The 12543-nt window shown below is 67.8% G+C and carries 11 protein-coding genes and 1 other RNA gene; 1 reads left to right on the top strand and 11 read right to left on the bottom strand.

Going from position 1 to position 12543, the window contains the following annotated elements; translation table 11 throughout:
• Nucleotides 1-3: 3 nt before the first annotated feature.
• Genes murG through mraZ form a run of 9 tightly spaced genes read right to left on the bottom strand, consistent with a single transcriptional unit; the run spans nt 4 to nt 9927 of the window.
• A complete protein-coding gene (gene murG / locus C1925_RS03675; protein WP_108767751.1) occupies nt 4-1101 on the bottom strand; it encodes an undecaprenyldiphospho-muramoylpentapeptide beta-N-acetylglucosaminyltransferase in 1098 nt (365 codons plus the stop codon).
• Nucleotides 1098-2420 (bottom strand): putative lipid II flippase FtsW, encoded by a 1323-nt coding sequence (gene ftsW, locus C1925_RS03670; RefSeq protein ID WP_108767750.1) that lies wholly within the window; start codon nt 2418-2420, stop codon nt 1098-1100. Before ftsW ends, murG begins: the two co-directional genes overlap by 4 nt.
• Nucleotides 2421-2422: 2 nt before the next feature.
• A complete protein-coding gene (gene mraY, locus C1925_RS03665) occupies nt 2423-3508 on the bottom strand; it encodes a phospho-N-acetylmuramoyl-pentapeptide-transferase (protein WP_079220628.1) in 1086 nt (361 codons plus the stop codon).
• Complete coding sequence (gene murF, locus C1925_RS03660) at nt 3498-4892, bottom strand: UDP-N-acetylmuramoyl-tripeptide--D-alanyl-D-alanine ligase (RefSeq protein ID WP_108767749.1); 1395 nt, start codon at nt 4890-4892, stop codon at nt 3498-3500. The genes mraY and murF overlap by 11 nt, the downstream gene beginning before the upstream one ends.
• Nucleotides 4889-6397 (bottom strand): UDP-N-acetylmuramoyl-L-alanyl-D-glutamate--2,6-diaminopimelate ligase, encoded by a 1509-nt coding sequence (locus tag C1925_RS03655; protein WP_108767748.1) that lies wholly within the window; start codon nt 6395-6397, stop codon nt 4889-4891. Before C1925_RS03655 ends, murF begins: the two co-directional genes overlap by 4 nt.
• On the bottom strand, nt 6394-8241 hold the full coding sequence (locus C1925_RS03650) for a penicillin-binding protein 2 (protein WP_108767747.1): 1848 nt from the start codon (nt 8239-8241) through the stop codon (nt 6394-6396). Before C1925_RS03650 ends, C1925_RS03655 begins: the two co-directional genes overlap by 4 nt.
• A complete protein-coding gene (gene ftsL / locus C1925_RS03645) occupies nt 8238-8501 on the bottom strand; it encodes a cell division protein FtsL (protein WP_079220624.1) in 264 nt (87 codons plus the stop codon). The genes C1925_RS03650 and ftsL overlap by 4 nt, the downstream gene beginning before the upstream one ends.
• Nucleotides 8498-9466 (bottom strand): 16S rRNA (cytosine(1402)-N(4))-methyltransferase RsmH, encoded by a 969-nt coding sequence (gene rsmH / locus C1925_RS03640; RefSeq protein WP_108767746.1) that lies wholly within the window; start codon nt 9464-9466, stop codon nt 8498-8500. Before rsmH ends, ftsL begins: the two co-directional genes overlap by 4 nt.
• 14 nt (nt 9467-9480) lie before the next feature.
• A complete protein-coding gene (mraZ, locus tag C1925_RS03635; protein ID WP_004143635.1) occupies nt 9481-9927 on the bottom strand; it encodes a division/cell wall cluster transcriptional repressor MraZ in 447 nt (148 codons plus the stop codon).
• A gap of 323 nt (nt 9928-10250) precedes the next feature.
• Between mraZ and C1925_RS03630 the strand changes: the two genes are divergently transcribed.
• The gene (locus C1925_RS03630) at nt 10251-11039 is read left to right on the top strand and encodes an NRDE family protein (protein WP_108767745.1); all 789 of its coding nucleotides are present in this window, start codon (nt 10251-10253) and stop codon (nt 11037-11039) included.
• 81 nt (nt 11040-11120) lie between these two features.
• Here the strand turns inward: C1925_RS03630 and rnpB are convergent.
• Nucleotides 11121-11472, bottom strand: an RNA gene (rnpB, locus tag C1925_RS03625) — RNase P RNA component class A.
• Nucleotides 11473-11665: 193 nt separating this feature from the next.
• A complete protein-coding gene (rsmI, locus tag C1925_RS03620; protein ID WP_108767744.1) occupies nt 11666-12484 on the bottom strand; it encodes a 16S rRNA (cytidine(1402)-2'-O)-methyltransferase in 819 nt (272 codons plus the stop codon).
• Nucleotides 12485-12543: the final 59 nt, after the last annotated feature.

Genomic DNA, 12543 nt, shown 5'->3' with positions numbered 1-12543 from the left:
TCTTCATACAGCTTCCTCGAGAATGATATCGGCGATGCGCTCGGCGGCATCGACCTTGGCCAGGGCACGCGCGGCTTGCGCCATCTGCATGCGGCGGGCGGGATTTTCGGACAGTTCGCGCAGCAGTGCGGCAATGCCGTCGGCCAGCGTTCCATCCTGCTTCAGCAACACGGCCGCATCGCGCTCGACCAGATACTCCGCATTGCGGGTCTGGTGATCGTCGACGGCAGCGGGGAACGGCACCAGCACGCTGCCCACGCCCACCGCGCACAGCTCGGCCAGGGTGGACGCGCCGGCACGGCACACCACCAGGTCAGCCCAGGCGAAGGCATCGGCCATGTCGGCGATGAACGGGGTGATCTCAGCCTGCACGCCAGCCTCGGCATAGGCCTGCACGGCTTCGCCATGCAGCTTCTCGCCGCTCTGGTGGCGCACCTGTACCTGCACGGTGCCTGCCAGCGCGGCGATGGCCTGCGGCACGCCGGTGTTGAGCGCGCGTGCGCCCTGGCTGCCGCCCACCACCAGCAGGCGCAGCGGCCCCTCGCGGTCGGCGAAGCGCTGTTCCGGCGGTGCGATCGCGGCGATCTCCGCGCGCACCGGATTGCCGACGAACTCCTCGCCCTTGGCGAAGGTGCCCGGGAAACCGGTCAGCAGGCGGCGCGCGTAGCGCGACAGGATGCGGTTGGTCATGCCCGGCGCACGGTTCTGTTCGTGCACCAGCAGCGGCAGGCCGTGCAGGCGGGTGGCGATGCCACCGGGGCCGGAGGCGAAGCCACCGAAGGCGACCACGGCGCGCGGCTGGCGCTTGCGGATGATCATGCCGGCCGCACGCAGCGCGCGCATCAGCCGCCACGGTGCACCCAGCAGGGCCAGCTTGCCCTTGCCGCGCAGGCCGGTGATGGCCAGGGTGTCGACCGGGATGTCGTGCTGCGGCACCAGGCGGGTTTCCATCGCGCCGTCGGCGCCCATCCAGGTAACCGGCACGCCACGCTGGCGCAGCACGCGGGCCACGGCCAGGCCGGGGAAGATGTGACCACCGGTACCGCCGGCCAGGATCATCACCGGGCGGACGTTGGTGTTGTTCGTGGAGGCAGTGCTCATGACAGCCTCCCGAAGGTCGGTTCGATGCGCGACTGCAGGCGGCTGGTGCCACGTGCAGCGGTCGGCGCAGCGGCAGCCACCGGTTCGGCAGCCTTCGGCGCGCTGGTGGCAGCGGCCGGTGCAGCCGGTTCAGCCACGGGCGCACCCGCGGCCTCTTCGCCACCGCCGATGCGCACGGCCTGGCGGCGCTCGGCGCGCTTCAGTTCATAGGACACGCGCAGCAGCAGGCCCATCGCCACGCAGGTCATCAGCACCGACGAACCGCCCGAGGAGATCAGCGGCAGGGTCAGGCCCTTGGTCGGCAGGATGCCCAGGTTCACGCCGATCGAGACGAAGGTCTGCATGCTGATCCACAGGCCGATGCCGAAGGCGATGTAGCCGGAGAAGTGGCGCTTCATTTCCACGCAGCGCATGCCCAGCCAGAAGGTGCGGCCGACCAGCAGCGCGTACAGGGCGACGATGGTGCAGGTGCCCAGGAAGCCGAATTCCTCGGCGGTGACCGAGAAGATGAAGTCGGTATGCGCTTCGGGCAGGTAGTACAGCTTCTGCACCGAGTTGCCCAGGCCCACGCCGGTCCACTCGCCACGGCCCACGGCCATCAGCGCGTTGGACAGCTGGTAGCCGTCGCCCTGCTGGTCGGCCCACGGGTCGAGGAAGGAGGTAATGCGGCGCATGCGGTACGGCTCGATGATCGCCAGCGCGCTCATGCCGACCAGGCCGATGATCACCGGCATCGACATGCGCGGCATGTTCACCCCGCCCAGCACCAGCATGCCGGCGGTGATCGCCAGCAGCAGGGTGGACGAACCGAAGTCGGGCTGCAGCAGCAGCAGCACGACCAGCGCACCGGCCACGCCCAGCGGCTTCAGCATCGCCGGCCAGGTTGCATTGACCTCGTCGCGGAAACGCACCAGGTAGCTGGACAGCCAGACGATGTAGAGCACCTTCACCGCTTCGACCGTCTGGAACTTGGAAATGCCCAGGTTGATCCAGCGGCGCGCGCCGTTGACCGTGCTGCCCAGGCCCGGCGTGAACACCGCCAGCAGCAGCACGAAACAGCCCAGCAGCAGGATCTGGTTGTACTGCTCGATCGACTTCAGCTCGGTGCGGGCGGCCACGACCGCCAGCACGATGCCCACCGCCAGGAAGATCAGGTGGCGGTTGAGGTAGTAGAACGGGCTGCTCATCAGTGCGATCGAGCTGGACGCCACCATCACCACGCCAATGCCCGTGAGCGCGATGATCGCGCCCAGCAGCCACTTGTCGTAGCTGCCTTCGATGGCTTCGAGGCGTGTTGCCTGGCGGGACAGGTCGTTCATTCTCAGCGCACCTTCAGGGTGGCAAGGCCGATCAGCACGAGCACGACCGAGATGATCCAGAAGCGCACGATCACGCGCGGCTCCGGCCAGCCCTTCAGCTCGAAGTGGTGGTGGATCGGCGCCATGCGGAACACGCGCTTGCCGGTCAGCTTGAACGAGGCCACCTGGATCATCACCGACAGCGTTTCGATGACGAACACGCCGCCCATGATCACCAGCACCAGCTCCTGGCGGGTGATGACCGCGATCGTGCCCAGCACCGCGCCCAGCGCCAGTGCGCCGATGTCGCCCATGAAGACCATGGCCGGGTAGGTGTTGAACCACAGGAAGCCGAGGCCCGCGCCGGCGATGGCCGCGCAGATGATGACCAGTTCACCGGCACCTGGAATCTGCGGGATCTGCAGGTAGTTGGCGAACACCACGTTGCCCGAGGCGTAGGCGAACACGCCCAGGCCGCAGGCCACCAGCACGGTGGGCATGATCGCCAGGCCATCCAGGCCGTCGGTCAGGTTGACCGCGTTGGAGAAGCCGACGATCCAGAAGTAGGCGATGGCCACGAAGCTGATGCCAGCCAGCGGCAGCGCGATCGACTTGAACATCGGGATGTAGAAGGTCAGCGCGGCCGGCACGTCGGCGGTCTGCAGCAGGAAGATGCCAGCAGCCAGGCCGAAGATCGACTGCAGCAGGTACTTCCAGCGCGAGGCCAGGCCGTTCGGGTCGCGGCGCACGATCTTGATCCAGTCGTCGTACCAGCCGATGGCGCCGAAGCACAGCATGACGGCCAGCACCAGCCACACGTAGCGGTTGCGCAGGTCGGCCCACATCAGCACCGACAGGGTGACGGTGAGCAGGATCAGCGAACCGCCCATGGTGGGCGTGCCGGCCTTGACGAAGTGGGTCTGCGGGCCGTCGGTACGGATCGGCTGGCCGCCCTTGAACTGGGCAAGACGGCGGATCACCGCCGGGCCGAGCCAGAGCGACAGGAACAGGGCCGTCAGCGCGGCAAGGATGGCGCGGAACGTCTGGTAGTTGAACAGCCCGAACAGGCTCTCCAACTGCTGCAACCATCGAGCCAGTTCATACAACATGCGGGGATTCCTCTCCTTGCGCCAGCAGCGCTTTGACAATCGTGTCCATGGCGCTGCCACGGGAACCCTTGACCAGGCAGCGCACGCCAGCGTGCAGCTCGTCCTTCAGCGCCTGCGACAGCGCGTCATGGGTGGCGAAATGACGGCCGCCTTCGCCGAAGGCGGTGGCGGCGGCGGCACTGAGCGGGCCCAGTGCATACAGGCGCTTGAGGCCGGCGGCACGTGCGCGCAGGCCGGCCTGCGCGTGCAGGGCTTCGGCGTCCGGGCCCAGCTCGCGCATGTCGCCCAGCACCAGCCAGCCCTCTTCCGGGGCGGCAGCCAGGGCATCGATGGCGGCGGCCAGCGAACCGGGGTTGGCGTTGTAGCTGTCGTCCACCAGCACCGCGCCGCTGCGCAGCTGGTGGGCGATCTGGCGGCCCGGCACCGGCTGCGCCGCAGCCAGGCCCGACGCCACCAGGGCCAGGTCGATGCCGGCGCCCAGCGCCAGGCTGGCCGCGGCCAGCGCATTGCTGACGTTGTGCCGGCCCGGCAGGCCAAGTGCAATGCGGACCTCGCCCTGCGGCGCGACCAGGGTGAACTGGCTGCCCTGCGCACCGGCGCGGATGTCGCGCGCGGTGACATCGGCGCTGTGGTCCAGGCCGTAGCGCAGCACCCGGCAGCGCGCCGGGGTACCGACGAAATGCTGTTCGAACCAGCGGCCGTAGGCATCGTCGACATTGATGACGGCCACGCCATCGGCCGGCAGCGCGGCATAGATCGCGCCCTTGGTCACCGCCACGCCGAGCAGGCTGCCCATGCGTTCCAGGTGCGCCGGGGCGATGTTGTTGACCAGCGCATAGCGCGGGCGGGCGATGTCGGTCAGGTAGGCGATGTCGCCCGGCTTGCCGGCGCCCATCTCGTAGACGGCGTAGTCGGCATCTTCCGGGGCATCGATCACCGCCAGCGGCAGGCCTATCTCGTTGTTGCGGTTGCCCGGGTTGGCGTAGACCACCTTGTGCGCGTGCTCGGCCACCTGCTGCAGGATCGCCAGCAGCAGGCTCTTGACGCTGGTCTTGCCGTTGCTGCCGGTGATCGCGAACACCTCGGTGTCGCGGTCGCGCTGCATGCCGGCGGCAATCCTGGCCAGGGCCAGTTCGCTGTCGGCCACCAGCACCTGCGGCACGTCCAGCGGCAGCAGGCGCTCGACCAGCAGCGCGCTCGCGCCACGCGCCTGCGCATCGGCGGCGAAGTCATGGCCGTCGAACCGCTCGCCGCGCAGGGCCACGTACAGGGTGCCGGCGCCCAGGCTGCGGGTGTCATTGCTGACCGCATCGATGGCCACGTCGTCGCCGTGGATCTCGCCACCGGCCCAGTGCGCGATCAGCGAAAGCAGGGTGCGCTTCATGCGATGCCCTCCCCTGCCTGCGCCGCCAGCACACCGGCCTTGGCGGCCAGTGCGGCAGCCGACACTTCGGTGTCGTCGAAGTCGTGGCGCACGCCGTTGACCTCCTGGTAGGGCTCGTGGCCCTTGCCGGCGATCAGGATGATGTCGCCGGCACCGGCGCGCTTCACCGCCAGGCCGATCGCACGCGCGCGGCTGCGCTGCACGGTCACGGCCGAGGCATCGGCGAATCCAGCGAGGATGTCGGCCACGATCACGTCGCCGTCTTCGCCACGCGGGTTGTCGTCGGTGACGATAACCTGGTTGGCCAGGCGCTCGGCGATGGCGGCCATCTGCGGACGCTTGCCGGCATCGCGCTCGCCACCGCAGCCGAACACGCAGTACAGCGTGCCCTGCAGGTGGCCGTGCAGGCTTTCAAGGGCCTGTTCCAGCGCATCCGGGGTGTGTGCGTAGTCGACCACCACGGTGGGCAGGCCGTCTTCGCCACCGAGGCGGTTCATGCGGCCGCGGATCGGCTGCAGTGCCGACAGCACGCCGGCGATGCGCTCGATCGGTTCGCCCAGTGCATGCAGGCTGCCGGCCACGGCCAGCAGGTTGTCCACGTTGAAGCGACCCAGCAGCGGCGACTGCACCGCAGCGCGCGCGCCGTCGATGACCAGTTCAAAGCCGATGCCGCGACCATCCAGCTGCAGGCCTTCGGCACGCACGCTGGCACCGGCGGCACCGCGCGAGCTCAGGCCGATGGCCTGCACGCTGGCCGGCAGGCCTGCGAACAGTTCACGACCGAAGGCATCATCCAGGTTCACCACCGCGGCCTTCAGGCCCGGGCGGTGGAACAGGCGTGCCTTGGCCGCGCCGTAGCTGGCCATGTCACCGTGGTAATCCAGGTGATCGCGGGTGAGGTTGGTGAACACCGCCACGTCGTAGTGCACGGCATCCACGCGGCCCTGGTCCAGCGCGTGCGAGCTGACTTCCATCGCCACCGCACGTGCGCCGTCGTTGCGCAGCTGCGCCAGCAGCGCGTGCATCTGCAGCACCAGCGGGGTGGTGAAGCCGGTCGGCTCGACCGCACCATAAAGTCCGGCGCCCAACGTGCCGATACTGCCACTGGGCGTACCGAGGAGGTGCCAGGCCTGGGCCAGCAGCTGCACGGTGGAGGTTTTGCCGTTGGTGCCGGTCACCCCCACCATCGTCATCGCACGCGAGGGCGCACCATGGAACTGGTCGGCCATGGCGCCGAGGCGTGCGCGCAGGCCCGGCACGGCGATGGCATCAGCCGGTGCCGGCAGCTCGGCCGGAGCCGGCGGTTCGAACAGGATGGCGCTGGCACCGGCCGCGCGCGCCTGCTCGACAAAGCCCAGGCCATGCGCGCCGAAACCGGCGATGGCGACGAAGGCATTGCCGCGGCGCACGGCACGGCTGTCCAGCACCAGGCCGGTCAGAACGGGATCGTTGCCCGCCAGGGCAACATCCGGAAGCAACTGCGAAAGCAACATCGAAGGACTCATTGCGTGCCTCCCGCGGGCGGGGCCGGCACATGGTTCTGCGCGCTGGGCAGCGCGGCGTCGAATTCGGCGGCGGCATCGGCCGGCAGCGCGGCCTCGGCCGGCGGCGCCGGCAGGATGGAGGCCGAATGCCCCATCTTTCCGGACTGCTGGGCAGCCAGCCACGACTGCAGGTCGTCCAGCGGGACGTCCATCAGGCGCAGGGTGCCTTCCATCACGTTGTGGTACACCGGCGCCGAGACCAGGCCGCCGTAGAACTTGCCGCCCTGCGGGTCGTTGATGACGATGACGGTGGCGAAGCGCGGGTTGGTGGCGGGCACCACGCCGGCGAACAGCGAGTTGTAGTGGCCACGCTCGTAACCGCCCGGGCCGGCCTTGCGCGCGGTACCGGTCTTGCCGGCCACGTGGTAGCCCAGCACGGCGGCCTGCTTGGCACCACCCTGGGTCACCACCGTTTCCATCATGGCCACGACTTCCTTGGCCACGTTCTCGTCGATGATCTGCTTGCCTTCGTTGCGCTGGCCCTTGACGAAGGTCGGGGCGATCAGCTTGCCGCCGTTGGCCAGCGCCGAATACGCGGTGGCGATCTGCAGCGGCGTCACGTTCAGGCCGTAGCCGTAGGACATGGTGGTCTTGGTGGCGCCATCCCAGTTGCCCGGGCGGCGCACCACGCCACCGGATTCACCGGGGAAACCGCTGTGCGGCACCGAGCCGTAGCCGAAGCGGCGCACGCCGTCATAGAACGTCTGGTCGGTCATCTTCGCAGCGATCTTGGCGGCGCCGATGTTTGAACTGCGGGTGATCACCCCGGTGACGTTGAGCACGCCGTTGTTGCGCGGCACGTCGCGGATGGTGAAGCGGGCCACCTGCATGTAGCCCGGGTTGGTATCGATGATGGTGTCCTTGGTCACCGCACCGGACTGCAGCGCGGTGGCGATGGTCAGCGGCTTCATCGTCGAACCCGGCTCGACCAGGTCGGTCACGGCGCGGTTGCGGCGCGTGTCAGGCACCGCACCGTTGAGCGAATTCGGGTTGTAGGTCGGCAGGTTGACCATGGCCAGGATCTCGCCGGTGGCCACATCCATGATCACCATCGAACCGCCGGCCGCCTTGTTGGCCACCAGCGCGTTGCGCAGCTCCTTGAAGGCCAGGTACTGGATGCGGCGGTCGATGCTGAGGGTCAGGTCCTTGCCCGGCTCGGCGGCGCGCAGCAGGTCGCTCTCCACCGTTTCGCCCTTGCGGTTGCGGATCACCCGCTTGGCGCCGGCCTTGCCGCGCAGCCATTCGTCGAAGGCCAGCTCCAGCCCTTCCTGGCCGCGGTCATCGATGTTGGTGAAGCCCAGCACGTGCGCCATCGCCTCACCCTGCGGGTAGAAGCGACGGAACTCGCGCTGTGCGGCCACGCCCGGAATCTTCAGCGCGACCACTTTCTCCGCGTCGTCCGGATTGATCCGGCGGCGCAGGTACATGAATTCCTTGTCCGACTTCTGCGACAGGCGGCTGCTCAGCTCGTCCACCGACATTCCGACCGCCTGGGCCAGCTCGGGAATGCGGTCCGGTGCACGCAGCAGGTCCTGCGGGTTCACCCAGATCGAGGCGACCGGGGTGGACACCGCCAGCGGCTCACCATTGCGGTCGGTGATCATGCCGCGCGAGGTCTTGATCGGCAGCTCGCGCAGGTAGCGTGCCTCACCCTGGCGCTGGTAGAAATCGCTGTTGATGATCTGCACGTAGGCCGCGCGACCGACCAGCGACACCGAGCACAGGCCGAGCGCCAGGGCAACCCAGCGCAGGCGCTGGCGCAGGTTGAAGGCGTTGCGCGGGCGGTTGCGGCCGGTCTTGCTCATGGGCGCACCACCACCACGTCGGCGGCTTCAGGGAACTTCATGCCCAGCTTCTCGCGGGCCACGCGGTCGACGCGATTGGCTTCGGCCAGGGTGGCCTGCTCCAGCTGCAGACGGCCGAATTCCAGGTTGATGTCATCACGCGTGCGCTCGGCACGCGACAGCTCGATGAACGTCTGTCGATGACGGTGACGCACGAACACGACGCCGATCGCCGAGGCCACGGTGCAGGCCAACAGGATGATCAGCAGCAGCCGGCTCATGCATCGGCCTCCCGCTTCTGTGCCACGCGCAGCACGGCGCTGCGGGCACGCGGGTTGGCGGCCAGTTCTTCATCGGTGGCCTTGATGGCACCGCCGATCAGATCCAGGGTCGGCACGAACGCCACGGCCTCGGGCAGGCGGCGGTTGGCCGGCGGCGCCTTGGCCAGGCGGTTCATGTACTGCTTGACGATGCGGTCTTCCAGCGAATGGAAGCTGATCACCGCCAGCCGGCCACCGGGCTTGAGGCGTTCCACGGCCGCATCGAGCCCGGCTTCCAGATCGGCCAGCTCGCGGTTGATGTGGATGCGGATGGCCTGGAAGCTGCGCGTGGCCGGGTGGATCTTGTCCTTGCCACGCGGCATCACCGAGGCGATCAGCTCGGCCAGTTCGCCAGTGCGGGTAAACGGCTGCTTCTCGCGACGGGCGACGATGGCACGGGCGATTCGGCGGCTCTGCCGCTCTTCGCCGTAGGTCCACAGCACGTCGGCGATCTCGCGGTCTTCGACGCGGTTGATCCACTGCGCCGCGCTTTCGCCGCTGTCCGGGTCCATGCGCATGTCCAGCGGGCCGTCCTTGCCGAAGCTGAAACCACGCTCGGCCACGTCCAGCTGCGGCGAGGACACGCCGAGGTCGAACAGCACGCCATCCAGGCCTTCGGCCGTCGCATCCCACTGCAGCAGCTGGGCGAAGCTGCCACGGAAGATGGACACGCGCGGGTCCGGCGCGAAGTCGCGCTCGGCCACGGCGATGGCTTCCGGATCCTTGTCCATGACCAGCAGGCGCCCCTCCGGGCCCAACTGGGTGAGCACGCCGCGTGCATGACCGCCACGACCGAACGTGCCATCCAGATAACGTCCGTTTTCGATCACCCTCAGGCCGTCAATGACCTGGGTGTACAGGACCGGCAGGTGCACCGCCGGCGACTGCGACACCGGAAGGTGACCGGTCTGCGCTTCTGGGCGCATCCGGGCACCCCGGCTCACAACTTCAGGTCGAGCAACCCATCACCCAGATCCTCGTCAGACAATGTCTGCTGGATCAGGGCACGATGCGCCTGCTCGCTCCACAATTCGAATTTGTCGCCCATACCGAGCAATACCGCCTTTTTTTCAATGCCCACCGCACCGCGGTGGCTGGCGGGAATGCTGATACGACCGTTGCCGTCGAGCTCGAGATGGGCGGCCGAACCGACCAGCTTCTGCTGCAACAGGCGCACGACGCGCTGGGTGTTGGGCTTGGACATCACGTCGTCGCGGACCCGTTCCCATTCCGACTCGGCATACAGCCACAGGCAGCCGGCTTCGAACGGGTTGTAGGTCAAAACAAGACGGTTGTTGCTGGCACGCGCGACGAGGTCGCGGTAGGCGGTGGGAACCGCCATGCGTCCTTTATCGTCAACTGTGATGGCCGTCTCGCCCTGGAACACGACGCGTGCACCCTTCCTTCGCCCGGTGAAACATTGAACCACGAAAACCCACAAAACACCCGGTTTTCCCTCTGATGCCCACCTTAGCAGCGGCCCTAGGGTTGTCAACAACTTTTCAGCGGGGAAATCGCCAGCCACATCAATGGCTTGCGGCAATGTTTAGAGAATTGTTCAAGGCTTATCCACAAGTTGCTGATCCGTCTCAATTTTTGAGATTGAACAGAAGTTCAGGGGTGTGGAGACGGCGTGAAACATGGCCTGCGCATTCATCCAGGACGGGCTGAAAGCGGCGTCGGACTGCGCAAACCGGGCACAATGACGCCATGTGCCTGCTTGCTCTTGGCTGGTTACGTCACCCGCACTGGCGATTGGTGATGACCGGCAACCGCGATGAGTTCCACGCCCGCCCGACCGCGGCCCTGGCCCCCTGGCAGGACGAGCCGTCCATCATCGGCGGACGCGACCTGCGTTCGGGCGGAGGCTGGGCCGGTGCAGGCCGTGCCGGGCGCATGGCCGTGGTCACCAACGTGCGTGACCCGCTGGCCGCCCAGGCCGGTCCTTCGCGTGGTGCGCTGGTGGCCGATTTCCTGCGCGGCCGCGAACCGGCCGCCGTGCACATGGACCGCCTGGCCGGCATCGCCGCGGCATATGCTCCGTTCAACCTGTTGTTGGCCGATAGCGACAGCCTCGAGTACCTGGGCAACCATCCTGCCGAGCGCCAGACGCTGGGACCGGGCGTACACGGCATGTCCAACGGCGCCCTGGACGCGCCCTGGCCGAAGACCCGCCGGCTGATGGCCGCACTCTCGACCTGGCTGGACGACGACGGGGTCGGATCCGTTTCGCAGAGCGAAAGGGCTCTGACCCCAGACCTGACCCCCTTATGGAATGCCCTCGCCGACGAACACCGCCCCGCCGACAGCGACCTGCCCGACACCGGCATCGGCCTGGAACGCGAGCGCTGGCTGAGCCCGTCCTTCATCCGCGGCGATGACTACGGCACCCGCGCCAGCACCGTGCTGCTGATCGATGCGCAGGGCCATGGGCAGATGCACGAACGCCGCTTCGGCGCGCAGGGTGTATTCCTCGGCGAGAGCAACGTCGCGTTCTAGTAGATCCACGCCATGCGTGGATGACTGCACGCCCAGTAGATCCACGCCATGCGTGGATGGCATCGCCGATCTGAGAAATGGAGGCGGAGCCGGCCGATAAGCCGGGTTCTGTCGTGGACAGTCATTCCTCTAGGCGTTACGTCGCCGCAACGCTCAAGCAACCTACCCGGATCCAACGCGGGCCGCGCCAATGGATCCCTATTTGGTCTTGCTCCAGGTGGGGTTTGCCGTGCCGGTCTGTTACCAGACTCGCGGTGCGCTCTTACCGCACCATTTCACCCTTACCGGCCTTCCGAAGAAGACGTAGGCGGTATCTTTCTGTTGCACTTTCCGTCGGCTTGCGCCGCCCAGGCGTTACCTGGCACCTTGCCCTATGGAGCCCGGACTTTCCTCGGCACCCCCGAAGGGATGACGCGACTGTCTGGCCGGCTCCGCCAACGCGCATTCTAGCCTACGCAGCCCTTTTCTGCCGTGTTGATCGCGGCACGCGGTTCATCCATCCACGCATGGCGTGGATCTACTGGGCGTGCATCCATCCACGCATGGCGTGGATCTACTGGGCGTGCATCCATCCACGCATGGCGTGGATCTACAGTAGAGCCACGCCATGCGTGGCTGCGCCCTCATCAGCTGCCGTACAACGCCTTGCGCGGGGCGCCGGTCAGTTCGGCGGCCAGCCTGGCGGCGGTCGACGGCGGCAGGTGCTCGCTCAGCTTGGCGTAGACGTGGCGGCCGTGCGCCAGCTGCGCTTCGGCATCGTCACCGGCGCCCTGCACCATCACCACGAACTCGCCCTTGCGCTGGTTCTCGTCGGCCTCGACCCTGGCCAGCAGGCCGGCCAGATCACCATCCAGCACGGTCTCGAACAGCTTGGTCAGCTCGCGTGCCAGCACCGCCGGGCGCTCGGCACCGAAGATGGCCGACATGTCCGCCAGCGATTCGGCGATGCGGTGCGAGGATTCATAGAACACCATCGTGCGCACTTCGCCGGCCAGCGCCTGCAGGCGGTCGCGGCGGCCGCTGGCCTTGGCCGGCAGGAAGCCCTCGAAGCTGAAGCGGTCGCTGGGCAGGCCAGCCACGCTGAGCGCAGCGATGGCCGCGCAGGCACCGGGGATGGGGCTGACCTTGATGCCGGCCGCGCGCGCGGCGCGGACCAGGCGGAAGCCGGGATCACTGACCAGCGGCGTGCCGGCATCGCTGACCAGGGCCAGCGACTCGCCGGCCTGCAGGCGCGCCACCAGGCGCTGCGACAGGGCCTCTTCGTTGTGCTCGTGCAGGGCCACCAGCGGCTGCTGGATGCCGAAATGGGACAGCAGCTGGCCGCTGCGGCGGGTGTCTTCGGCACAGATGGCCGCCACCGAGCGCAGCACCTCCTGCGCGCGCGGGCTCAGATCGGCCAGGTTGCCGATCGGCGTGGCGACGACATACAGGGTTGGCACACTCATTTCAGCGGTACTCACGGGGCAAGGGTAGAATCCTAGCGTGTACCTGGCCAAGGCCGCTG

The sequence above is a fragment of the Stenotrophomonas sp. SAU14A_NAIMI4_5 genome, from assembly GCF_003086795.1.
Classification (GTDB): Bacteria; Pseudomonadota; Gammaproteobacteria; order Xanthomonadales; family Xanthomonadaceae; genus Stenotrophomonas.
The sequence above is the reverse complement of the archived record's forward strand: the minus strand, read 5'-3'. Positions and strand labels throughout refer to the sequence as shown.

Bases quoted from the DNA above. Each gene is read 5' to 3' on its own strand.
- ftsW (WP_108767750.1), bottom strand. From the start codon at position 2,420: ATGAACGACCTGTCCCGCCAGGCAACACGCCTCGAAGCCATCGAAGGC.
- mraY (WP_079220628.1), bottom strand. From the start codon at position 3,508: ATGTTGTATGAACTGGCTCGATGGTTGCAGCAGTTGGAGAGCCTGTTC.
- C1925_RS03630 (WP_108767745.1), top strand. From the start codon at position 10,251: ATGTGCCTGCTTGCTCTTGGCTGGTTACGTCACCCGCACTGGCGATTG.
- C1925_RS03650 (WP_108767747.1), bottom strand. From the start codon at position 8,241: ATGAGCAAGACCGGCCGCAACCGCCCGCGCAACGCCTTCAACCTGCGC.
- murF (WP_108767749.1), bottom strand. From the start codon at position 4,892: ATGAAGCGCACCCTGCTTTCGCTGATCGCGCACTGGGCCGGTGGCGAG.
- C1925_RS03655 (WP_108767748.1), bottom strand. From the start codon at position 6,397: ATGAGTCCTTCGATGTTGCTTTCGCAGTTGCTTCCGGATGTTGCCCTG.
- ftsL (WP_079220624.1), bottom strand. From the start codon at position 8,501: ATGAGCCGGCTGCTGCTGATCATCCTGTTGGCCTGCACCGTGGCCTCG.
- rsmI (WP_108767744.1), bottom strand. From the start codon at position 12,484: ATGAGTGTGCCAACCCTGTATGTCGTCGCCACGCCGATCGGCAACCTG.
- rsmH (WP_108767746.1), bottom strand. From the start codon at position 9,466: ATGCGCCCAGAAGCGCAGACCGGTCACCTTCCGGTGTCGCAGTCGCCG.
- murG (WP_108767751.1), bottom strand. From the start codon at position 1,101: ATGAGCACTGCCTCCACGAACAACACCAACGTCCGCCCGGTGATGATC.